The sequence below is a fragment of the Acidovorax sp. GW821-FHT10E04 genome, from assembly GCF_059415185.1.
Map to the genome: position 1 here is coordinate 320194 of NZ_JBWKMT010000001.1, position 23317 is coordinate 343510.

At 62.5% G+C, this 23317-nt stretch carries 20 protein-coding genes; 10 read left to right on the forward strand and 10 right to left on the reverse strand.

Annotated elements, in window-relative coordinates; translation table 11 throughout:
• Window positions 1-118: 118 nt before the first annotated feature.
• The 7 genes from AC07OC_RS01435 to AC07OC_RS01465 all read right to left on the reverse strand — a co-directional run bounded on the left by AC07OC_RS01435 (window position 119) and on the right by AC07OC_RS01465 (window position 6952).
• Window positions 119-487, reverse strand: coding sequence for a hypothetical protein (locus AC07OC_RS01435; RefSeq protein ID WP_218341028.1), 369 nt, complete (start codon window positions 485-487; stop codon window positions 119-121).
• A gap of 266 nt (window positions 488-753) precedes the next feature.
• Window positions 754-1746, reverse strand: a complete 993-nt coding sequence (locus tag AC07OC_RS01440; protein WP_218341029.1) for a Bug family tripartite tricarboxylate transporter substrate binding protein — start codon at window positions 1744-1746, stop codon at window positions 754-756.
• 129 nt (window positions 1747-1875) lie between these two features.
• Window positions 1876-3093, reverse strand: a complete 1218-nt coding sequence (locus tag AC07OC_RS01445; RefSeq protein WP_218294647.1) for an acyl-CoA dehydrogenase family protein — start codon at window positions 3091-3093, stop codon at window positions 1876-1878.
• A gap of 132 nt (window positions 3094-3225) precedes the next feature.
• Window positions 3226-4842 carry an AMP-binding protein gene (locus AC07OC_RS01450; protein ID WP_494600331.1) on the reverse strand — a complete coding sequence of 539 codons (1617 nt, stop codon included), beginning with the start codon at window positions 4840-4842 and terminating at the stop codon, window positions 3226-3228.
• Window positions 4843-4970: 128 nt separating this feature from the next.
• Window positions 4971-5399, reverse strand: coding sequence for a DUF1801 domain-containing protein (locus AC07OC_RS01455; RefSeq protein ID WP_218294648.1), 429 nt, complete (start codon window positions 5397-5399; stop codon window positions 4971-4973).
• A gap of 39 nt (window positions 5400-5438) precedes the next feature.
• Complete coding sequence (locus tag AC07OC_RS01460) at window positions 5439-5936, reverse strand: GrpB family protein (RefSeq protein WP_218294649.1); 498 nt, start codon at window positions 5934-5936, stop codon at window positions 5439-5441.
• An 11-nt stretch (window positions 5937-5947) separates the two neighbouring features.
• A complete protein-coding gene (locus AC07OC_RS01465; RefSeq protein ID WP_218341030.1) occupies window positions 5948-6952 on the reverse strand; it encodes a LysR family transcriptional regulator in 1005 nt (334 codons plus the stop codon).
• Between the two features lie 201 nt (window positions 6953-7153).
• Here AC07OC_RS01465 and AC07OC_RS01470 point away from each other — a divergent pair, with 201 nt between their 5' ends.
• The 3 genes from AC07OC_RS01470 to AC07OC_RS01480 all read left to right on the forward strand — a co-directional run bounded on the left by AC07OC_RS01470 (window position 7154) and on the right by AC07OC_RS01480 (window position 10191).
• A complete protein-coding gene (locus AC07OC_RS01470; protein ID WP_218341031.1) occupies window positions 7154-8260 on the forward strand; it encodes an LLM class flavin-dependent oxidoreductase in 1107 nt (368 codons plus the stop codon).
• Window positions 8260-9339: an ABC transporter substrate-binding protein gene (locus tag AC07OC_RS01475; protein WP_255591461.1), complete on the forward strand. Its 1080-nt coding sequence runs from the start codon at window positions 8260-8262 to the stop codon at window positions 9337-9339. The genes AC07OC_RS01470 and AC07OC_RS01475 overlap by 1 nt, the downstream gene beginning before the upstream one ends.
• 294 nt (window positions 9340-9633) lie before the next feature.
• Window positions 9634-10191 carry a dihydrofolate reductase family protein gene (locus AC07OC_RS01480; RefSeq protein ID WP_218341032.1) on the forward strand — a complete coding sequence of 186 codons (558 nt, stop codon included), beginning with the start codon at window positions 9634-9636 and terminating at the stop codon, window positions 10189-10191.
• Between the two features lie 146 nt (window positions 10192-10337).
• Here the strand turns inward: AC07OC_RS01480 and AC07OC_RS01485 are convergent, their stop codons facing one another.
• Window positions 10338-11276 (reverse strand): LysR family transcriptional regulator, encoded by a 939-nt coding sequence (locus AC07OC_RS01485; RefSeq protein ID WP_218341033.1) that lies wholly within the window; start codon window positions 11274-11276, stop codon window positions 10338-10340.
• A gap of 97 nt (window positions 11277-11373) precedes the next feature.
• Here AC07OC_RS01485 and AC07OC_RS01490 point away from each other — a divergent pair, with 97 nt between their 5' ends.
• The gene (locus tag AC07OC_RS01490) at window positions 11374-12612 is read left to right on the forward strand and encodes an MFS transporter (protein WP_218341034.1); all 1239 of its coding nucleotides are present in this window, start codon (window positions 11374-11376) and stop codon (window positions 12610-12612) included.
• 119 nt (window positions 12613-12731) lie between these two features.
• Here the strand turns inward: AC07OC_RS01490 and AC07OC_RS01495 are convergent, their stop codons facing one another.
• Window positions 12732-13331, reverse strand: a complete 600-nt coding sequence (locus tag AC07OC_RS01495; RefSeq protein WP_218341035.1) for a putative pterin-binding protein — start codon at window positions 13329-13331, stop codon at window positions 12732-12734.
• A gap of 100 nt (window positions 13332-13431) precedes the next feature.
• The gene (locus AC07OC_RS01500) at window positions 13432-14454 is read right to left on the reverse strand and encodes an ABC transporter substrate-binding protein (RefSeq protein WP_218294657.1); all 1023 of its coding nucleotides are present in this window, start codon (window positions 14452-14454) and stop codon (window positions 13432-13434) included.
• A 477-nt stretch (window positions 14455-14931) separates the two neighbouring features.
• On the opposite strand from AC07OC_RS01500, the gene wecB reads away from it, so the two are divergent.
• The 6 genes from wecB (at window position 14932) to AC07OC_RS01530 (ending at window position 23307) form a co-directional block, all read left to right on the forward strand.
• Entirely contained in the window at window positions 14932-16077 is a 1146-nt protein-coding gene (gene wecB / locus AC07OC_RS01505; RefSeq protein ID WP_218294658.1) for a non-hydrolyzing UDP-N-acetylglucosamine 2-epimerase, read from the forward strand.
• A complete protein-coding gene (locus AC07OC_RS01510; protein ID WP_218294659.1) occupies window positions 16052-17377 on the forward strand; it encodes a glycosyltransferase in 1326 nt (441 codons plus the stop codon). Before wecB ends, AC07OC_RS01510 begins: the two co-directional genes overlap by 26 nt.
• Window positions 17378-17379: 2 nt before the next feature.
• Window positions 17380-18540: a glycosyltransferase family 4 protein gene (locus AC07OC_RS01515; RefSeq protein WP_218294660.1), complete on the forward strand. Its 1161-nt coding sequence runs from the start codon at window positions 17380-17382 to the stop codon at window positions 18538-18540.
• Between the two features lie 15 nt (window positions 18541-18555).
• Window positions 18556-20046 carry a polysaccharide pyruvyl transferase family protein gene (locus AC07OC_RS01520; RefSeq protein ID WP_218341036.1) on the forward strand — a complete coding sequence of 497 codons (1491 nt, stop codon included), beginning with the start codon at window positions 18556-18558 and terminating at the stop codon, window positions 20044-20046.
• 148 nt (window positions 20047-20194) lie between these two features.
• Window positions 20195-22387 carry a glycosyltransferase gene (locus AC07OC_RS01525; RefSeq protein ID WP_255591466.1) on the forward strand — a complete coding sequence of 731 codons (2193 nt, stop codon included), beginning with the start codon at window positions 20195-20197 and terminating at the stop codon, window positions 22385-22387.
• The gene (locus AC07OC_RS01530) at window positions 22384-23307 is read left to right on the forward strand and encodes a class I SAM-dependent methyltransferase (RefSeq protein ID WP_218294664.1); all 924 of its coding nucleotides are present in this window, start codon (window positions 22384-22386) and stop codon (window positions 23305-23307) included. The genes AC07OC_RS01525 and AC07OC_RS01530 overlap by 4 nt, the downstream gene beginning before the upstream one ends.
• The last annotated feature ends 10 nt before the right edge of the window (window positions 23308-23317 follow it).

The following is a 23317-nucleotide window of genomic DNA, read 5'->3' on the forward strand; positions in this document are numbered from 1 at the left end:
GCCTGTGGGCCGGATTCTCCACGGTACGGCTTCGCGCCGCCACCGCGCCACCCCGAAGCACAAAAGCCCGCGGGTGCGGGCTCTGTAAGGGAATGGCGGGCCACGGGCGGCGAGAAAGCTAGGGCTTCTCGATGTATCCCGGCTCGGCGGCTTCGTCCGCGGGCTCCTTGGGCGCTTCGGGTTCGACCACCTGGCCCACGGCCGCGCCGCCGAGGGCGCCGGCAATGGCGCCTGCCGTGCCGCCCACGAACACGCCCACGGGCCCGGCCATCGCCACGCCCACGGCCGCGCCGGCGGCGGCTCCGGCCATCATGCCGCCCCCCATCAGGGCGGATTTGGACTCGCGCTCGGATTCACTCGGGCTCAGGGTATGTTGCGCGGCGGGGTCGGGGTCCTGCGAGGGGACGCCGTGGCCGGGCACGGCCTGTGCGGCCAGGTCGGGGTCGATGGGTTTTTCCTCGGCCACGGGATTCGAGAGGGTGTTCATGGGGCTCTCCTTGTCGTGTTGCGGGCAGGCGAGCAATGTCACTCGCTGCATTCATTCTTGGACGGGGCGGGCGCGCTGCCCGCCATCCAAGGAATCGGCCGCCTGTCGGACAAATGCCCGTGGCGCGGGCCTGCTTGACGGGGGTCAAGGAGCGGGCGGCCCCGGGGCCGGCCAGGGTTTGGGTATGAAAAGTGCCGCTGCCGACCATCCATCCAGCGGTAGTTGCTATAAAAGGAGAAGCGTTGGCGAGAAACGGCCGGCCGCCGCTACATCGGCTCCAGCCGCGCCCTCTTCATCATGGTTTCCGTGAATGCGATTTCCTTGCCGAAAGCGCGTGTGAAGGCCTCGCTGTCCTGCACGAAGACCTGGCCGCCCTGTTCTTCCAGCGCGCTCACGACGGCGGGCTGCCTGAGCGCGGCATCGAGGGCGGCGCGCACGCGCGCGACGATGGCGTCGGGCGTGCCGGTGGGCACCGAGACACCGCCCCACGACGTCAGCTCCACGCCGGGCACCTGCAGCTCCGCCAGCGTGGGCACGCCCGGCAGCTTGGGGTTGCGCCGGGGGCCGGTCACGGCCAGGGCCCGCAATTTTCCAGCCTGGATGTTGGCGTACGCCACCGAGGTGATGGGGGCGCCGAAAGTCACCTGCTGGCCCATCACGGCATTCACGATCTCCGAGGCGCCCTTGTAGGGCACGTGGGTGGCTTCGGCCTGGGCCACGCTCAGCAGCATCTCCACCCCCAGATGCGACGGGGTGCCGATGCCGCCCGACGCGTAGTCGATCTTGCCCGGCTGAGCGCGCATGCGGGTGAGCAGTTGCTCCAGCGTGCGGATGTCGGAGCTCGCGTGCACGATCACCGTGGTGTCGGAACTGGTGAGCCCGATCACGTGGCGGAAGTCCTTGAGCACGTCATACCCGGGCGCCTTGTACATGCGCATGCTGGCCGCCATCGGTGAGCCCGAGTAGATCCAGGTGTAGCCGTCCGGCGCGGCCTTGGCCACCTGCCGCGCGCCCAGGTTGCCGCCCACGCCGCCACGGTTCTCGATGACCACGGGCTGGCCCAGTTCCTTGGACACGGCCTCGGCCACGATGCGGGCCGTGGTGTCGGGCCCCGTGCCGGCCAGATAGGGCACCACCCACTTGATGGCGCGGCGGGGCCAGGGGTCGGAGGCCAGGGCGGGCGTGCCCGCCAGCAGCGGCAGCAGGCTGGCGGCCAGCAGGGCGCGGCGGCGCGGGGAGGATGGGGAATGGGTTGTCATGTCTTGTCTCCTTGTGATTGTCGGGTGGGTGCGCTCGCGCACTGGGGCACCGTTGTGGCGGTATGGCGGACCGGAGCAACTGGCCTGGCCCGGGCCGGGGCCTGCGCGCCGCAGCGGCGGCGCAGCCGCTCAGGGGGCTGCCAGCAATTCCTTGGCGATGGTGTTGCGCTGGATCTCGCTCGTGCCCGTGAGCACCCGGTACATGCGCAGCATGCGGAACAGGAATTCCACGCGCCGGCCCTGCACGATGCCTTCGCCGCCGTGGATCTGCACCGCGCGGTCGGCAATGCGGAACGCCGCTTCCGAGCAGAACAGCTTGGCCATCGCTGCCTGCGCGCGCGGATCGCCGCCCGCGTCGATCTGCCGGGCGGTGGCCAGCATCAGCCCGCGCGCGGCGGCCCAGTCGGTCGCCATGTCGGCCAGCATGTGCTGAATGGCCTGGAACTGCCCGATGGCGCGGCCGAACTGCTGGCGCTGCTGCGCGTAGTCGCGCGCATCGCGCAGCGCCACCTGGGCCAGGCCCAGCATGGCGGGGCAGTGCAGCAGCCGGTTCACGGTGATGCGGCCCAGCGCCAGCGCCAGGCCCCGGCCCGGCTCGCCGATGAGGTGGGTGGCCGGCACGCGCGCGCCGTCCAGGGCGATGTTGCCCGTGCTCGTCTGGCCCGCCATGGTCTTGTAGCCCGCCTGCACGCGCACGCCGGGCGCATGCAGGTCCACGAAGAACGCGGACACCTCGCGCTGCGCCGGATCGGTGGCGGTGGAGGCCATCAGCACCGCATAGTCGGCAAAGGGCGAGCCCGAGATGAAGCGCTTCTCGCCGGTGAGCACGTAGTGGTCGCCATCCTTCACGGCGCGGGTCTGCACGTTGCCCGCATCCGAGCCCGCCTCGGCCTCGGTCAGCGCAAAGCAGATCGCCATGTCGGCCTGCGCCACGGGCAGGATGAAGTTCTGCAGCTGGAACGGCGTGGCGACGCGCGCCAGCGCGCCCACGCGCGGCGGGCCGCTCAGCTCGCCGAACACATGCGGCGCGAAGGGCGAGCCGCTGGCATAGATCGCTTCCTTCACGAGCACATGGTCCAGCACCGACAGGCCCAGGCCGCCCATCTGCGGAGGCAGCGTCATGCCGTAGAAGCCCAGCGCGTGCGAACGTTTCCACACCTGGCGCAGCAGCGCCTTGCCGGGGCTGTTCTCGTGGTCGATGCCATGCTCGCGCGCCAGCGCGGCCAGCTCGCCGTGCAGGTACTCGTTGATGCGGGTGATCAGCTCGGCCGCCTGCGGCGAGCCTTCGAACGGCACGCCCGGAAACAGTGGCGCGGGGATGGGGGAGGTGATGTCGTGGTTGTTCATGTCGAGATTCCTTGTCGGTTGTGGTGCCGACTGGATGTGGAAACTGGCGCGGCCCGGTGCCGCGGACGCGGGGCGAGGGCCGCCTCTGGCGGACGCGCCAGGGCGCGCGGCGCCTCGGGGGGATGCCGCTCTCTAGTTCACCATGCGGCCCCGGCCTTCCCAGTAGGGGGCCTGCACCGCGCGGCGCATGACCTTGCCGTTGGGGTTCTTGGGCAGCGTGGGCACGAACTCGATGCGCCGGGGCCGCTTGAAGCCACCCAGGTGCTGGGCGCAGAAGGCGTCGATGGCGGCGCTGACCTCGTCGCCCGCCGTGTGGCCGGGCTTGAGCACCACGTGCGCGGCCACGGCCTCGCCCCACTTGTCGTCGGGCACGGCGAACACGCAGGCGTCGGCGATCGCGTCATGCTGGTACAGCACCGCTTCCACCTCCGACGGGTACACGTTGAAGCCGCCGCTGATCACCATGTCCTTCTTGCGGTCCACGATGTAGACAAAGCCTTCGTCGTCCATGCGGGCCAGGTCGCCCGTGTGGTACGCACCGTCCTTGAGCACCTCGGCCGTGAGCTCGGGCGCGCGCCAGTAGCCCGCGAAGACGTCGTCGCCGCGCACCACGATCTCGCCGATCTCGCCCGTGGCCACGGGCCGGCCGTTGTCGCCCAGGATCTGCACGTCGCATTCGAGGAACGGCCGCCCGCACGATGCCAGGCGCTCGGGCCGCGCGGCGCGGGCAAACAGATGGTCTTCCACCGACAGGCCACAGACACCCGAGGTCGTCTCGCCCGCGCCATAGCCTTGCTGCAGGATGGGGCCGAACACGTCCATGGCCTTCAGGATGCGCGCGGGCGCCATGGGGGCGGCGCCATAGCCCAGGCGCAGCAGGTCCGGCAGGGGGCGGTACTGGCCCTCCAGCTCGGCCAGCAGCATGTTGATCATGGTGGGCACCATGAAGGTGTGCGTCACGCGGTCGGCGCGCATGTCGGCGATGAAGCGCGCGGGCTCGAAGCCGTTGAACAGGCGGATGGTCACGCCCTGGCACAGCGCGGGCACGATCTGCATGCCCGATGCGTGCGTGATCGGCCCCACCAGCCCCAGGATGTGCCCGGGCTGCTGTCCGTCCGAGCGCGTGAGGAACTTGCGCAGCTGCGCCAGCCGGTTGCCAAAGGTCTGCATGGCCGCCTTGAGCACGCCCGACGAGCCCGAGGTGTAGTGCAGCACGGCCACCTCGTGCTCGTGCACCTGCACGGGACTGAAGGCATCGCTGGCCTGCGCCAGTGCGGCCTCGTAGCTTGCGGCACCTGCGCCATCGAGCAGCAGCAGGCGAGGCATGCCGCCCTGCAGTGCCTGCTCCACGTGCGGGCGGATGGCCTCGGCCCGCTCGGCCGTGGTGACGATGAGGGCGGCATCGCTGTTGGCCGCCACGGCGCCCACTTCGGCGGGCGACAGCCGTGCGTTGAAGGGTGCCTTGACGAGCCCGGCCTTGTAGCAGGCGATCTCGATCTCGACGATTTCCACGCAGTTGGGCAGGTAGATGCCCACGCGGTCGCCGCGCGCCAGGCCCAGGCCGAGCAGGGCGTTGGCCAGGCGGTTGGAGCGCTGCTCCAGCTCGGCATAGGTGACGCTGCGCGCGGGGCTCTTCACGGCCACGCGCCGGGCGTGCGTCCGGGCGCTCCTGGCGACAAGCGCGCCCACGTTGGCGACCGCGCGGGGAGGGAGGGGGGAGGGGGTGGTAATGGCTGTCTCCTGAAACACCGGCCCCGTCGAGCGCGGGGCATGGGGCCACTGTTCCAGAAGACGGGGGTATCAGGGAAATACCGATTGCTGATGGGGAGGTATCAGATGAATTGATGGCCTTGCTGCCGGCCACCACCCTGGGAACACTATTTCGCCTTGGCGCGGGCGGCGGGCTTTCTGCCGGCGGGCCTGGCGGCATTGAGCTCCACCGCAGCGCGGATGAGCGCCTTGAAGGCATCGGCATCCACCTCATCGCCTTCATGGATGTCGATGGCCCGCCGCGCGTTGCCGTCCAGGCTGGCGTTGAAGAGCCGGGCCGGGTCGGGCAGCGAGGCCCCCTTGAGGAAGGTGAGCTTCACCGACGCCTTGTAGCTCTCGCCGGTGCACAGGATGCCGCCCAGCGACCACACGGGCGTGCCCATCCACTTCCATTCCTCCACCACGCCGGGCGCGGCCTCGTGGATGAGCTGGCGCATGCGGGCCAGCGCGCGGCCGCGCCAGTCGGCGAGGTCGGCGATGCGCTGGTCGATGAGGGTGGAGGCGGGCTGGTTGTTTGTGGTGCTGGTGGATGGCATGCGTGTCTCCTGCGGCTGGTTTTTCGGGAAGGCGTGCGATCAATCTGCAGCGCAGGATGTTCCTGCGGCCTGCAGCACCGCCTTGATGAACCGCGCTTTCTCGTCGCGGTATCGGTCCATCCCATCGGATGCGAACCGCTGTTTGAGCTGGTTGTACTGGGTTACCAGCGCAGGGTCGGCGCGCAAGGCATCGCGAAAATGCAGAAAGAACTCGAACTCCGAGCCACGCGCTACCACCTGCAGTGCAACGTCCATGGTGGTGTCGGCTGACAAAAGCATGCACAGCGCGGGCGTGCGCAGCGTGCCGGCCTTGGCCACGTAGCCCGCAGCTTCCAGGGCTTCGACACTGCGTGCGTGGTCCTGCGCCGGTACCAGCAAGCAGATGTCCAGGTCGCCCTTGGAGATGGCGCCTGGGATGGACGAGGCACCGATGTGTTCGATGATGGCGTGGGGCACAAGCCTGGCGACTTCAGCGGCCACCGCCGCGAAGGTGGCTGCTGCCTGGTCCTGGTACTGCGCGGATTCGAGCAATGTCACCCTGGGCATCCTCACACCACCGCCTCCCACTTCCCCGACACCACCAGTTCCAGCACCACCGCGATCAGCGCCTCCATCACCACCTGCATCACGCCGTCCACCTCGCGGTCGGCGGTGGTGGCCAGGGTATAGCTGCGCGTCAGCTCGGGGTTGACCACGCGGGCCACCATCCAGTCGGGGCCGGCGGCAGGCGCGTCGCCCAGCGCGCAGGCGGGCGTGAAGGTGAAGCCGCCCCCGCACGCGTACAGCGACCGGATCACGCGGGCGGAGTCGTGTTCGTGGGCGATGTTCAGGGCCACGCCGCGCGCGGCGGCGGCTTCTTCCACCCGCTGGCGGATGGAGTAGCGGCGCGACTGCAGCACCAGGGGCTGCGCGGCGGCGTCGGCGAAGTCGATGGTGGGGCGCGCGGTGGCGGCCGCCGCGCCCGCAACGGTGCCGGTAGTGGCGGCGATGGCGTTGGCACCCGGTGGCTTGCGCAGCAGCGCCCGCACGGCGCCGCCGGGGTCGTGCCCGCAAAAATACATGGCCTCGCGCACCAGCGGGCGGCAGTGCAGGCCCTCCACCTGCGCCGCGTCCACCAGGATGCCGATGTCCGCGCGGCGGTCGAGCATCGCCTTTTTCACCATCAGGCTCAGGTCGTCCAGGACAAAGACGCGGATGCGCGGGTGCGACTCCTTCAGGTGCGCCAGCAGCGGGCCCATGATCAGCGACGAGAGCAGGAACGGCACCGCGATCGTCGCCGAGCCCTCGGGCCCCTGCGGCAGGCGCTGGATGCGCTCGCGCATCGCGGCGGCGTCGCTCAGCAGGCGGCGGGCGTCTTCGTACAGCTGCTGCCCGGCGGGCGTGGGCGTGACGCCGGCATGCGAGCGCTCGAACAGCCGCGCGCCCAGCTCGCCCTCGAGCTTCTTGATCTGCGCGGTGAGCGCGGGCTGGGCGATGTACAGCGTGCCCGCCGCGCGCGAGAGGCTGCCGGCTTCCAGCACGGCGATGAAGTAGCGGAGCGCGCGCAGGTCCATGGATCGGGGCGGAATCTGGGGGAGGAAGGAGGGTGGTCGGCGGATGAATCGCACGCAACTCTAACCTGCCCGCCACCCCGGGCCGGGGGTATGCGGAGGGCGAGTTTGCAAACGCGTTTTTCTTCGTTGGGGCGCGGGCTCCGCGCGCGGATCATGCCCTTCAACCCCATCCCCCAACCGCTTATCCCGCAGGAGCCCGCTATGCCCGTCCAGTTCATCGGCATGATCCAGCCGAACGAAGTGTCAGAAACCATTCCCCGCCGTGGCCCGGCGGTGGACCCCGCCTATGTGCGCGTGTTCGCCCAGGCGCACGAGCACGCGGGCTTCGACCGCATCCTGGTGCCCGCCAGCTCATCGAGCCCCGACACGCTGCTCACCGCCACCTACGCGGCCTCGGTCACGCAGAAGATCGGCCTGCTGCTGGCCCACCGCCCCGGCTTCGTGGCGCCCACGCTGGCCGCGCGCCAGCTGGCCACGCTGGACCACTACACCGGCGGCCGCCTGGCGGTTCACTACATCAGCGGCGGCTCGGACGAAGACCAGCAGCGCGACGGCGACTTCCTCGGTCACGACGAGCGCTATGCGCGCACCGACGAATACCTCGGCATCCTGCGCCGCGTGTGGGCCGAGGACAAGCCCTTCGACCACGAAGGCACCTACTACCGCGCCAAGGGTGCCGTGTCCGAGGTGAAACCGCTGCAGGGCCAGCGCGTGCCCATTTACTTTGGCGGCGCATCGGCCCCCGCCTTGCAGGTGGCCGGCAAGCATGCCGACGTGTACGCGCTGTGGGGCGAATCGCTGGCCCAGGCCGGCGACCTGGTGCGCCGCGTGCGCGCCGAGGCCACCTTGCACGGCCGCCATGTGGATTTCAGCATCTCGTTCCGTCCCATCCTGGGCAAGACCGAGGACGAGGCCTGGGCCAAGGCCGAGCGCATCCTGGACGACACCCGCCGCCTGCGCGTGCAGCAGGGCTATGCACGCGGCGTGGGACCGCAGCAAAGCGAAGGCGCGCAGCGCCTGCTGGCCGATGCGGCCAAGGGCGACCGCGTGGACGAACGCCTGTGGACGGCCATCGCGCGCGAGATCGGCGGGCGGTCCAACTCCACCTCCCTGGTCGGCACGCCCGAGCAGGTGGCCGACGCGCTGCTCAAGTACTACGACCTGGGCATCACCACCTTCCTCATCCGGGGCTTCGACCCGCTGGTGGATGCCATCGACTACGGCCGCGAGCTGCTGCCCCTGGTGCGCGCCAAAGTCGCCGAACGCGACGGCGAGCACGCGGCGCACACCCTGCGCAAGGCGGCGTGATGAGCGGCCGCATCGACCACGCAGAGGGCAACCGCCACGGCATCGGCAGTGACGACGCAGGCAGCGCCGGCCACCCCAGCCGCCCCGGCACATCGCGCCGCCAGTGGCTGCAGCAGGCGGCAGCGCTGTCGGTGGGCGCCACCGGCATCCTGGGCCTGGGCTCGGCCGCGCATGCACAGGCGCAGGCACCGGCTCCGGCACCGGCCGCATCGCTGGTGCTGGGCGACCAGGCGGGCGGTTTGCGTGCCCTGTTCGAAGCCGCCAAGACGCTGGACGGCGCGCCCTTTGCCTGGCGCTGGGCCAACTTCCAGGGCGCGGCGCCGCTGTTCGAAGCGCACCGCAGCGGCGCGGTCGACACCGCCATGGCGGGCGATCTGCCCGTGCTGGCCGCCGCGGTGGGCAAGACCCCGCTCAAGATCGTGGCGACCCGCGTCGGCCAGCCCGACTCGCTGGGCATCGTGGTGCAAGGCAACTCGCCGCTGCGCAGCGTGGCCGACCTGCGCGGCAAGACGGTGATTGTCTCGTCCGCCCGCGGCAGCATCTCGCAGTACCAGCTGTACGGTGCGCTGGAAGAGGCGGGCGTCAAGCGCGAGGAGGTGACGGTCAAGTTCGTGCTGCCCACCGACGCGGCCGCCGCCTTTGCATCGAAACAGATCGACGCCTGGGCCATCTTCGACCCCTACTACACCATCGCCCTGCAGCAGGGCGGCCGCATCCTGCGCGACGGGCGCGGCATCAACACCGCCCTGGGCTTCATTACCGCCACCGAGGCCGCCCTGGCCGACCCGGCCAAGCGCGCCGCCATCGTGCAGTACCTGGACCGCCTGGCCCGCGCCGGCGACTGGGCCCTGGCCCACCGCGAGGCGTATGCGCAGGTCTACACCCAGCTCACGCGCCTGCCCATCGACGCCTCGCGCATCATCACCGGGCGCGCGGCCATCGCGGCCCGGCCCGTGACGCAGGCGGATGTCACGGCGCTGCAGACGGTGGCGGACCGTTCCGCGCGGGATGGGATCCTGCCGGTGCGGGTGGATGTGGCGGCGATCACGGATATGCAGGTTTGGCGAGGGGCCGTGTGAGCAGTGGATTCTCTGTTTTGAATGAAAAATGGCCCTGGCGCTTTCTGGTCAAGCGCTGGGTGCTATTGAAACGAGAGCGGACGATGTGCCGCTCTTTTTCTTTCGGCCGTGAGGAGATCCGGGCCGAACTAGCGCACGAGGCCTGACAATTCACTCCAGCCAACGCCGCTTCGTGGCGCGGCTTCACGGCCAGGCGCCAGCCGGCAGTCGGCACGGGGGCGCGCCTCGCGAAGGGGCTCGTGCACGGGAGCCAGGCGGCGAGCGGCTCGTTGCGTATCTCGCACGGAGGACACCATGGGACTCTTGACCTTCAGCATCAACGTCACCCTGGACGGCTGCGTCGACCACCAGGAAGGAATCGCCGACGAGGAGACACACGCCTTCTTCACCCGCCTCATGGACGAGAACGGGGCGATGCTGTGGGGCCGCGTGACCTACGAGATGATGGAGAGCTACTGGCCAGCGGTGGCGCGTGGCGACGTGGAGGCGCCGGCGGCGGTGCGCGAGTGGGCGGTCAAGCTGGAGGCCAAGCCAAAGTACGTGGTGTCCTCGACGCGAAAGGACTTCCCGTGGACCCGCAGCCACCACATCGCCGGCGACCTGCGCACGGGCGTGCAGCAGCTCAAGGACGCGACCCCAGACGGCGTACTTCTCGGTAGCGGCAAGCTCGCGACCGAGCTGGACCGGCTGGATCTGATCGACGAGTACCAATTGCTCGTCCATCCCAGGATCTCCGGCCACGGCCCAACCCTGTACGAGAGCGGGCTGCCCGGTACGCGGCGGCTCGCGTTGATCTCGGCGAGGCCGCTGCGCTGCGGCGCGGTCGCCATGCACTACCGGCGCGCGCGCTGAGGCCGGGAGGGGCCCTGCCGCCTCACGGCGTGCAGCCCTTGGACGGGTCCGCGCTGCGCGGCCCGCCGGTGAGGCGGGCGTTGCGGCGGCGCCGCCAAAAAAAGCCACCGGCAGCCCCTGGCCGGGACGCGTCTTGCATCTGGCGCTCAGCCCGCCACCGTCCGCATTCCCACCAGCCCGGGCATCGCGCCCCGCATCGCCTCCAGGAACAACCGCAACCGCGCCGGATAGAACCGCGCGTAGGGGTACACCAGGTACACCGGCAGCGGCGCGGCGTGCCATGTGGGCACCAGGTGCAGCAAATGCCCCTGCCGCACATCGTTGTCCACGATCCACGCCGATGAAATGCATGCCCCCAGTCCGGCCAGCGCGGCGCTGCGCAGGGCATACAGGCTGTCGGTGGCCAGGCGCGGTGTGATGCCGAAGGTGTGGGCCTCCCCGCTGGGCTCGTGCACCAACGTCACGTCGCGCCGGTAGAAGGTGCTGAGCGCCAGCCAGGGCAGCCGCTGCAGGTCCTGCGCATGCTCGGGCGTGGGGCGCCCGGCCATGAGGGCCGGGGAGGCGAGCACGATGCGGGGCACTTCGGCCAGGCGCACGGCCACCACGCTGGGGTCGTCCACCGCGCCGACCTGGATGGCGCAGTCGATGCCTTCGGCGATGAAGTTGGGGCGGCGGTCGTGCAACATCCATTCCACGTCCACCTCGGGGTAGCGGCGCAGGTAGGCCATCAGCGGGGCGATGAACTGGTCTTGCCCGAAGGCGTGCGGTGCCAGCACGCGCAGGGTGCCGCGCGGGGTGTCGGCCGTGCCGCGCAGGTCGTCTTCCATGGCGCGCCAGTCTTCCAGCAGGGCCTTGGCGTGGGCAAAGCAGCGTTCGCCGTCTTCCGTCAGCTTCATCACGTGGGTGGAGCGCTGCAGCAGCTTGATGCCCAGGCTGCGCTCCAGCGCCTGCAGGCGGCGGCTCACGGTGGGCTGGCTGGTGCCCAGCTGCTGGGCGGCGGCAGACAGGCTGCCGGTCTCCACGATGCGGATGAAGGTCTGCATCAGCTCGATGCGGTCGGCGCCGGGCGGCAGGGTGATGGTCATGCGCCAAGCGTATAACAAATCTGCAGCTTGGCCCACTACCCAAGGGGAGGGTGCGCTAGAACAATCGCACCATTCCTTTTGTTGAGCGGGTATTGAGATGTCTTCCATTCAAAATGTGCATGTAACAAGCCCTGCCGCCGGCACGGCCCCGGCGCGGCCGCCTGCCGAGGGCGCGGTGAGCGCGCCGCTCTTGCTGCTGCTGGCCACCACGGCGGGGCTGAGCGTGGCGTCGCTGTACTACAGCCAGCCCATGCTGGGCGTGCTGGGGCCCGACATGCAGGCCGACAGCCGCGTGGTGGGCCTGGTGCCCACGCTCACCCAGCTGGGGTATGCGCTGGGCATTCTGCTGCTGGCCCCGCTGGGCGACCGGTATGACCGGCGCCGCATCATCGTCATCAAGTCCATCGCGCTGATGCTGGCCCTGCTGCTGAGCGGCCTGGCGCCCGGCATGGGCGCGCTGCTGGCGGCCAGCCTGGCCGTGGGCCTGGCGGCCACGGTGGCGCAAGACGTGGTGCCCGCCGCCGCCACGCTGGCCCCGGCCGCGCAGCGCGGGCGCATGGTGGGCATCGTGATGACGGGGCTGCTGCTGGGCATCTTGCTGTCGCGCGTGGTCAGCGGCTTCATGGCGCAGCAGTGGGGCTGGCGCACGGTGTATGTGGCGGCGGCGGTGGCCATTGCGCTGCTGACGGTGGCCGTGTGGCGCGGGCTGCCCCGTTTCGCGCCCACCACGCAGTTGGGCTATGGGGCGTTGATCGGCTCGATGGTGGCACTGTGGCGCCAGCACGCGGCGCTGCGCCGCGCGGCCTGGGCGCAGGGCCTGCTGGCCGTGGGCTTCAGCGCCTTCTGGTCCACGCTGGCGGTGATGCTGCACAGCCAGTTCCACCTGGGCACGGCGGCTGCGGGTGCGTTTGGCCTGGCCGGGGCGGCGGGCGCACTGGCCGCGCCCCTGGCGGGGCGCCTGGCCGACAAGCGCGGGCCCGAGGTGGTGACCCGCTATGGCGCCGGGCTGGCGGCCGCATCGTTTGCCGTGATGGCGCTGGTGCCGCTGCTACCGGCACAGGCGCAGCTCGCGTTGATCGTGGCCAGTGCCATCGGTTTTGACTTTGGCGTGCAGGCCACGCTGGTGGCGCACCAGACCATCGTGTACGGCATCGACCCCGCCGCGCGCAGCCGGCTCAATGCGCTGCTGTTCACGGGCATGTTCATCGGCATGTCGGCCGGCGCGGCGCTGGGCAGCCTGGTGCTGGCGCAGTGGGGCTGGCTGGGGGTGGTGGCGCTGGCCACCGCGGGGTCGCTGGCGGCCCTGGGGGCTCGGATGGTGGGGAGGGCACCCTGATTGGAGTGAAAATGGCCCCTTGCGCTTGTTGGACAAGCGCTGGCAGCTATGAAAAAAAGAGCGGCCATCGGGCTGCTCTTTTTCTTTTTCTTGGGGCTGCGTCATCCTGGCAGGCTGACTCAGGCCTTTTTCACCTCGATGTGGTAGAGCCCCCAGGGGCACAGGCCAAAGCGCTCTTTCACCGGCTTGTCCTTGAACGCGGGCAGCACATCGGCGTCGTACACGGCCCACTGGGGGCCCAGGCCGCCCAGGGCCATGGGCTGGCCGTCGATGTGGGTGGCGACGATCATGCGGTAGGCCTGCGCGTCGGCCATGCCGATGGTGACGTTGTAGCCGTCCACCGCGCGCAGCACCAGCTGCACCGGGCTGCCCGCCGCCACGCCCGCTGCCGCGAGCACGGTGGTGAGCAGGGGGCCTTTGAGTGTGTGGGGCTTGGCGTCGTACTCCAGCGTGGGTTTGATGGTGACGGCCGCCATGCGCTGCAGGGCGGCGGCGTCGAACGCGTGCGCCTGGGTGAACTGGATGCCATGCTTGCCCATCATCTGGTCGATGGTGGGGTCCAGCGCGCCACGGTTGGGCTTGGTGATGGCGCCGCTGATGGTCAGCAGCGCGGGGTTGCCGGCGGCGGCGGGCGGGGCCGCGTGGCTGCTGCCGGTGGCGGTCCACAGCCCTGCCAGTCCCATGCTGGCCGCGACGAAATGGCGCTTTTGCTTGTTCATCATGCTCCTCGTTGTGGTTGAGGGGCGCATGGTAAGCGCAAGGCGGGCTGGTGCCACGCAAAAAATGACCGGCCGGCCGGATGCCGGCCGGTGCATTGCCTCAGCCCGCCGTGGCCAACCCGGGCGGCTGCAGCACGCTCTTGAAGCTGCGGTCCCACAGCGGCGCGACCTGCGCGGGGCCGTCCAGCACGCCCAGCTGCAGGAAGGCGTCGGCCACGGCCTGGTGGCCCTTGACCACGCCGTCGTCCACGGGGCGCAGGTCGTAGTCGGTGCTGCGGTTGTTCCACAGCTCGATCAGGTCGCCCACGGGCACGCGGGTTTCGGCGGACTGGGCGCGGGCGTAGCCGAGGTAGTTGCCATTGGCCCACAGGTAGGCGCGGCGCAGGCGCTGCAGGTAGTCGCTGATGGCGGCGTGGCGGGCCGGGTCTTCCACCGCGCGCGGGTTGGCGTAGATGGGGAAGTTGCCCGACAGATACCCCTGGCCCGTCTTGAGCACGCGTGCGCCATAGCGCAGCCGCGCCAGCTGGCCGTTGTAGCCGTAGATGGCCCAGGCATCCAGGTCGCCCCGGTCGAAGGCCGACAGCCCATCGGCCGGCGTGAGGTTGATGGCGCTGATGTCGGCGAACGACAGGCCCGCCTCGGCCAGTTGCCGGCTCAGGTAGTAGTGCGAGGTGGTGGCGCGCACGTAGCCCACGCGCTTGCCCTTGAGGTCCGCGATGCGCTGGACGGGCGCGTCCTTGCGGGCCAGCGTGACCTGGTTGTGGAGGTCTTCGCGCACCACCGCGATGAAGCGCACCTGCGCCTTCTGGCGCGCGGCGAACAGGGCCGGGATCTCGCTGCCCGAGCCCAGGTCCAGCGCGTCGCCGTTCAGGGCCTCGATGTGCAGCACGCCGTTGTTCAGCTCGCGCCATTCGATGCGGTAGGGCGTGTGGCCCTGGCCGGACGCGGCGATGAGGGCGCGCCACAGGCCCTTGTAGGTGCCGATGCGCAGGGTCACCTTGGAGAGGTCGGGTGCGGGTGGCGTGGCCAGCGCGGGCACGCCCGCCGTGGCGACCCAGGCGGCGGCGCCCAGGCCGGCCTGGATGAGTTGGCGGCGGTTCAGGGGTTGGGGTGTGTGGGGCATGGCGGGCAGGTTCGTGGAGCAATGGGACAGGCCGCGAGGTTCCGACAAGCGCTACGGCTGCGCAAAGACCATTGCGTAGCATCGATATGCGCTAAATGCGGCACCCGCAAGGGTCCCCGGCAAACAGGCTTCCGCGAAACTGCGGATGCCCCAATGAACCGGAGCCTCCGTCCCCGCAGAGGAGTGCGCACGGGGCACCGGTAACCAGAAGCATCCTGGTGCGATGCCAATGAAATTGACGGGCTGCGTCCAAAGGGGTCTGGGCGTACGATGGATGGCCGCTGGCGTTGTAGCAATATCCTGCAGCTCTCCGTCCCGGGGAGCCGGGGCTTCGTGTTTTTTCACTCCCACTTTAATGTGCGTGAGAAATACAGGGCATTAACGAAAGACGAGAATTTCTCCGATAGAGATTAATCCGATCAAGAGCGTGGCTGGCAACGGCCTCGTTGTTATTTTTCGCAGCTTCATCCTTTTGTAATGTACTTGTCCAACAGAATAAAAATAATTTGCGTAGTTGGCACCAGGCCAGAGGCCATTAAAATGGCACCGCTGATTATCGCATTGCGTAGCACCAGCTGGGCATCAGTGCGAATTGTTTCGACAGGACAGCATCCTGTTCTGGTCGAGAAGATGCTTTCTCATTTTTCGCTGGCTCCAGATATCATTTGTGAGGTGATGGCGCCAAACCAAAGCCTGTCGAAACTGACGATTCGGTTGCTTGGTGAACTGGATCGTTGTTTTCAGGCTGAAAAACCGGATATTGTGATTGGGCAAGGGGACACAACATCCGTAATGGCTGCAGCGCTTGCTGCATTCTATCTTCGCATTCCATTTGCGCACGTGGAGGCGGGCTTGCGAACCAGGGACTATGACAATCCATTTCCAGAAGAAATGAACCGTGTTGTGGTTGGAAATATGGCTCGGTGGCATTTTGCACCAACGGATATTGCTCGAAATAATCTCATTGAGGAAGGAAAAGCCGCCGATACCATTCATGTAACTGGTAATACGGTTGTTGATGCATTGCTCTATACTGCAGATCTTTGTCCATCACCGGTATCATCGGAATTTAAAAAATCCAGAATGATACTGTTTACCGCACATAGAAGGGAGAATATCGGGGAACCTTTTTTTGAAATATGCCGAGCGGCAAGACATCTGGCTGATGTGCGGAATGACATCTTTATTCTCTTTCCGGTTCACCCGAATCCTGCCATAAAAAATGCAGCATATGAATATCTTTCGGATCATCCTAGGATTCACCTTGTCCCGCCGCTTGATTATGTGGATTTCGTTGCGGCCATGAAATCTGCATTTTTCATACTGACTGACTCTGGTGGAGTCCAGGAAGAGGCGCCATCATTGGGAAAGCCTGTGCTTGTTTTGCGCAATGAAACTGAAAGACCCGAAGGCATAGACGCTGGGGTGACGAAGCTGGTAGGGTGTGATTTTGACTCCATTGTCAACTCATCGTTGCAGCTGCTTGATGATGATGCTCTCTATCAATCATTTTCATCGCGAAACTCCCCTTACGGCGATGGCCGTGCATCCGCAAGAATTGTGGATATATTGCAAGAGGCATTGACCAAAAGTAGCTATGCGCATTCTTCTGATCGCCTATGAGTTTCCTCCCATCGTCTCAGCACAGTCACTACGATGGTTCTATCTGGCGAATGAACTGGCAAGGCTCGGCGTAGAAGTGCATGTACTTTGTCCCGATATGCCCGCATTGCCACCCTTTCACCAGGATTTTGCGCCTGGAGTGATCATCCACCGGGTTTGGCCTGGGCCGTATGTTGGCTTTTCGCAGAGTGCCTATTTATATATATCCAGGCGATCACAAGGTGCTGGTGTTGTGGGCCCCATTGGCGGTGACTCCATTTGGCTAAAAATGCATCGCTGGGGGCGTCGTGCACTCGATCAGATCATATTTCCTGATCTGCGTACCGAATGGGTACCCACCGCATCTTTGCGTTTGATTCACTTGCTCAGAACGACGAAATTCAGTGCAATCGTGGCTTCCCATGAGCCCGGGGCCGACCTTCTTCTCGGCCTCCTGGCCAAACGGATCTTTCGAATTCCACTCATCATCGATCTTGCTGACCCGGTCGTTGCTCCTTATACGCCGCGCTGGCGTCAGCGAATTGATCTGGCCTTTGAGGCAAAAATTATCACCCATGCTGATGCGATGGTGGTGACGACAACGGCTGTTGTTGATCTTTTGAGAAAGCGCCATGACCTGCATGATGTTGACGGAAAATTCACATGCATCGCGCAGGGGTTTCCAAGCAAAAATAGTGAATTTATTGAAAACCGCGATCGATCGAAGTCTCTACGCCTTGTATATACCGGGAATTTTTACGCAGATTTCCGTTCGCCCGCCGAGCTGGCAATAGCGTTGCGATCGCTTCGTGATTTGGATATCTCAGTCGAATTTTACGGAAATCACGTTGCGTATCAATCACTGTTCGACGGTATTCCAGGCATCAAATTTCATGGGGTTGCCGATCATGGGAAATGCATTTGGGCACAGCAGAATTGCAATGTGCTGCTTAGCATTGGCAATAGCCAGCCGTTCCAGATTCCAGGAAAGATTTATGAATATCTTGGTGCAGGCACTCCTATATTGCATATTTCCAGTGCGGCCACGGATGAGGCCGGAGCGCTGATCATGCGAGTCTGCGCGGGATGGGTTATCCAGAACAATGCAGCTTCAATTGAGCGTACCCTTCGCGAAATTCATGCGTGCTGGTTGGGCGGGGCCCTGGAATCGATGTTTTTGCGGAATGAGAGTGCCATTGCCGAGTTTGCGTGGAGCAAGAGAGCAATTCATTACAAGGAGGTGATTCATAGAATTTTAGAAACCTCAAAAAATACCGGATTGGCAGATGATTCGGAACAAAAAAAGAAAAAGGAAATGTAGCTATGCGCATAGCCGTGGACATCAGCATGCTTGAAATACCCGGTTCAGGTATTGCGAGGTACATAAAATGCCTGCTGCCGTTGATGATTGAGCAGAGTCAAGGCCGGCATCACTGGTTGCTCTATGGAAGGGTTTGTCCAGCGGCTCATTATGTCCAGCTGCCGAATGTGACTTGTCGATCCGATTACTTTCCCCGTGATGTCGGAAGGATCGCCAGTCTGTTCTTCTCGCAAGTCATTTGGGGGAGCATTGATCAGCCCGATGTCTACTGGAGTCCCGCGCATAGATTGCCGTGGTCGTTACCACGAAAAACAGCCACAACAGTGACCGTTCATGATCTTTGCTGGCTGAAGCAGCCAGAAACAATGCGCCGCGTCACGTACTGCCTGGACCGCTTCTTCATGCCTCGAAGCCTTGCGGCCGCTCAACAGATCATCGCGATCTCGGAATCAACGGCGGAGGATATCAAACGGTATTTTGGGGAATCGGTCCGGAAAAAAGTGTCAGTTGCAACCGAAGGCGGGGCGCATATGCCACCCCCATTGCCGCTCGTTCATTTAAGGAGCTTGGGTATTGAAAGGCCATATGTACTGTTTGTGGGCAGCTTCGAGCCCCGAAAGAATTTGGCAAGATTGCTGCAGGCTTTTCAACGCATGATCGACCGTACGAAGGCCAAAATTCTTTTGGTGCTGGTGGGGGCTGCGAGCTGGGGCCGAAATTCCGTGAAGAATGATATTGAAGCCCTGGGGATCAGGGACAAGGTGGTCATCCTGCAAAATGTTGATGATCAGGTTCTGTCAACACTGTATCGGCATGCGCAATGCTTGGCTGCGCCGTCTCTTCTGGAGGGCTTTTGTTTGCCGGTAGCGGAAGCAATGTCATTTGGAACCCCGGTGCTGGCTTCCGTATCGTCAGCATTTCCAGAAGTGGTTGGGCGAGGAGGTGTACTCGTAGATCCCCTCAATGTGGATTCAATTGCTGACGGACTCGCCAGACTCATCACCAACGAAGACTTGAGACAGGAACTCAGCGAGCATGCACTCAGGCACTCTTCGAGTTTTTCGTGGGAGCGAGCGGGATTGGCGACGCTGAAGATCCTAGAAAGCGCGCATGAAAACCAAGTGCAGAGAAGTATGAGTCCGGGTCGTGATGGAGTACCCTAGATCTCTGATCTATCGATGATGAATAATATTGGTCTGGTTGACTGTGATGGTTTACCTCGTCAGCAGTTTTTGCAAACGCGAGAAATGAATACAAGCGATTCCAATGCAATGAAAAATCAACGTTCCTGGCGCATTGGCATCTTTGGCACGTTTGATGTTCAAAATTATGGTGATCTGCTTTTTCCGATCATTGCTGAACTGGAGCTTTCTCAAAGGCTCGGGAATATTGAACTCGTCCCCTTCTCTTATCACGCCAAATCTTCGCAGGATTGGCCATATGGGGTGGAATCACTTGCGGACCTGCCCCGCATGGCCAGTGGTCTTGATGCAATCCTGATAGGCGGCGGTTTTATTGTACGTTTTGATAAATTCATCGCCCCTGGATATGAGCCGCCGGTAGCGTGGATTCAACATCCCACAGGATACTGGCTGACCCCGGCATTGCTTGGTGCACAACATGGTGTTCCGGTGATATGGAATGCACCGGGCATGCACTGCAACGATATACCAAGCTGGAGCCATCCGCTACTTTCTCTGGCTCTGGAGTGCAGTACTCATATTGCAGTACGAGACGAGCCCTCGAAAACCGCGCTCATGCCATTTGTTGACCCGCAGCGTGTGCATGTGATGCCTGATACAGCATTTTCAATTAGACGCTGTTTGAAGTCTCATTCCGGAACCGATGAGGCAGATGCAATCCTCAAGTACTTAGGCCTCAAGACGCCCTACATAGTTATTCAAGCGACTCAAAATCTCGAGCGATTTACTGATTATGTCAAGAAATTTCGAGTTGAGCTGCCGAACCTTAGTTTCCTTCTCCTCCGCCTTGGCCCCGTGCTTTGTGACCACGAATCGTTCATCGATGCTGATCTCCCAGGTACTTTCTGTCTCGGTGAATGGCCGTCGCCAATGGCCCTGGCATCATTGATCAGCGGATCCGAGGCTGTTGTGGGGCACAGCTATCATCTTGCGATCACAGCATTGTCGTGTGGTATTCCGGTGTTCAGTTCCAGTGATCTTTCCCAAGGAAAATTCACGGCACTTTCCAAATACAGCTCCGTGCATCCGCTGCCGCCGGCAGGCTGCGAGGATCCCGAATGGCTGTCTCAGCGGATTGGCCGAAAAGAGCCTTCGCAGTTGGCCATCGAGGCAAATGATGTGCTGGAAAATTACTGGGATCATGTTGCCGATATGGTTCGGAGTGGCAAGACCGATTCCATGGTCGTCATGAATGCTTTTTGGATGTCACTGCCTGGCATTCTTGAACGTGAATCTCGACAGGCTGGAGCCACCAGGTCAGAATCCCCCGGGGAACTGCAAGATTTTGAGGCTCGTTTGAGCGACAGCAAAAATTTGCTTGATGCAGCAAAAACGCAGTTGATCGACGCATCGGAGAGGTCGCTCGAGCTTGAAAAAAGGCTGCTTGAAATGCAGGAATCCATTTCCTGGAGAATGACTGCTCCCTTGCGCAGTGCGTGGCGCTGGGTGCAAGGTTTGTCTATCTGAAGCAAATTAACACTATTTTCTCATGAAGACATATTCAGAGCCGCAGGAAAATTCCTCCGCGAATTCCGTGCGCACCACCAGCAATGGGGGCTGCGAATGCTTCCCCGGTTGCGCGTGCTATGACGAAATAGCTGCAATGCGGCAGACTATGCAGCAACTTGAACGGGAGTTGATCCTCGGCAAGGAGACAATTGCGTCTCGAGACATTGCCATTGATTGGCTAAAAAAAGAGGTTGACGCCGCGAGGATGACGTCGGAGTGGCGTCGCAAAAGCCTGAAATATCTGCTTGTCGATCTTATATATCTGCTGGCCGACCGTTCGACGCTGGCCCGTACGCTTGGCAATATGCTTTTGCCAAGGCGCCTTAAAAGAAGGCTGCATGCGGAATCGATAAACAATCAGTTGCAGGGAGTTCCATCCCAGCATGCACCAGCCATGCCACTGCTCGGTAAGGTATGCAATGGGAAAATTGATATTGTTTGTTTTGCCAATATCGAGTGGTCTGCCCGGTATCAAAGACCACAGCAGATGATGTCTCAATTTGCTGGCCATGGTCACCGTGTATTTTATATTGTCCGCTCAAAAATGCCTGCGCGCGGCGCTCCCTATGAGTTGAGGCAGGTAGCCGAAAAAATATTCGAAGTGAGCCTTGCATTTAATGAATATGAGGATTTCTATTCGGAGCGAATGTCGCCTTCCAATCGAAGGGCTGGGAACGAGTCATTTTCCCGCTTGGCGCTTGATGCGGAAATAAGGGCAGCCTTGGTTGTTGTTCATCTGTCTTACTGGACGGCGTTGTCCATTGATCTGCAGAAATCACGTTCCTGGCGTGTGCAATATGATTGCATGGATGAATGGGCTGATTTTCCAGATATTGGAGTGCAACTTGTAGAGGAAGAAGAAATACTGGTTAAAAATGCAGATTTGGTAACGGTCACGGCATCCATTCTGGAAAAAAAATGGATGCAAAAAAATACAAAATGCCTCCTTGTCCGAAATGCGGTGGACTATGATTTTTTTGCAGACCGATGTGTGGAAAATGGCTTGCTTGCTCACTTGGGAACACCAGTTATTGGATTCTACGGCGCCTTGGCCCCTTGGATAGATTTCTCCCTGCTGCGTTTCTTGGCAGAAAATCGCCCCAATTGGAGTTTTGTGCTAGTCGGCGATTGTTTTGTTAAAGATATGGCTGGGCTTGACAGGATGCCCAACGTGCATCTCACGGGTCGAAAGCCTTATGAAGACATGCCTCGCTATCTCCATGGCTTTGATGTATGCCTTATTCCATTCAAGTTGAACAAGGTTACGCATGCGGTCGATCCGGTGAAATTCTACGAATTCATGAGCGCGGGGAAGCCTGTTGTGAGCGTGCCACTTGAGGAAATGGCTATATATCAAGATTATGTGTACTTCGCCTCTGAGTTTGAGGATTTTCTTGAAAAAATTGAAACAGCTTTGGCCGAGAGTAACCCGGATTTAAAGAGCCGAAGAATTGGTCTGGCTAAAGAGAATGATTGGCGGCATCGCTACCTTGCGACCGATGAGGCCATCAAGGCGCTATATGGAAGGTGCTCAATTGTGATCGTGAGCTATAACAACGTCGAACTCACAAAACAATGTATCGAAAGCATATTTTCCCGGACCACTTATCCCAACTATGAGGTAATTGTTGTTGATAATGCTTCTTCTGATGGTACAGGAGACATGTTGCGACAGATGCAGATCCAGCACGCAACGGTAAAAGTGGTTATTAATAATAGCAACAGAGGTTTCGCAGCGGCGAATAATCAGGGAATTGCGTTGGCAGAGGGGGAGTATATCGTATTGCTTAATAATGATACTGTGGTCACCAATGATTGGCTGGAAGCAATGCTTCGGCACTTGCAGAACGAGAATATAGGCATGGTCGGGCCCGTCACCAATTCAATCGGAAATGAGGCAAAGATAGATACAAACTACCTCAACCTGGAACAGATGCATGACTTTGCTTCTCGCTATACCCTTGCGCATGCTGGACGCCATTTCGACATCTCGATGCTTGCAATGTTTTGCGTGGCAATGCGGCGCGATGTTTTCAATGAAATTGGAGCGCTGGATGAGATGTTCGGTCTTGGGATGTTTGAGGATGATGACTACAGCCGAAGAATGCACGTTGCCGGCTATCGCACAGTGTGCGCGGAAGATTCCTTTGTTCATCATTACGGGCAGGCATCGTTTGGGAAATTGATTGAAACAGGGGAGTATCAGGCCCTCTGGGATAGAAACCAGGCTTACTTTGAAGGCAAATGGGGCGCTTGGAAGCCACACACGCACAACCGCAATCGGCAGGAGACGGAATGAAATCCGATGACGAAATTACCGCCGCCCATTGGTCGAAGAATGTGGCGAGTTCAGATGCTTTTTCACCCCAAGTCTATTGGCTCGCTGTACCGGCTGTTCAGCAGCGTTTTCAGCGGCTTGCCTGTAGGGGAACAGATCATCGCTGGTGGGTGGAATACTGTCTGGGCGAATTCCTGCGCCGCTCGACATCCTCGGCCAGAATGCTGAGCATTGGCTGTGGCAGCGGTACCTTGGAGCGCGACCTTTTTCGGCTGAATGCATTTTCCGAGTGCGACGCAATTGATATCGCATCCGGTGCCATTGATATCGCCCGGAAGGAAGCGCATTTGATTGGTGCTTCCAATATCAACTATCACGTACAGAACGTTCAGGAAACCCCGCTGGGCGAGAGTATTTACGATGCGGTCTGGTTTAATGGCTCCTTGCATCATATCAAGCAACTGGAATCGGTTTGTGAGTCGGTTCGGGTCGCCCTGAAGCCTGGGGGATGGGTATTTTTTAATGAGTATGTTGGGGCGAACCACTTCGCTTTCTCAGAACGCCAGCGTGAGGTCATTGAAAATGCATTCCGATTGTTGCCTCCGGAATATCGTCGATCATTTCAGCCGGAACATTTTGGGAAAGTACAGTTGAAGGTTCAGCTTCCTGATCCAGCAGACGTGATCAGGGTGGACCCTTCCGAGGCAATTCGATCACAAGATATCCGTGCGGTTCTGTCTGATTACTTTGTTGAACATGCATTTAATTCTTGCGGAGGCAACATTTTGCAATTCGCCCTGCACGGAATCGCAGGTAATTTTGTAGAAACTGACTCACGCTCAATGGCACTGCTGCAGATGCTGTTTGATATTGAAGACACGCTATTGGAAAATCAATTTTTTGCGACTGATTTTGCGGTTGGGGTCGTGCGGGTTCCGTAGCGGAATGAGG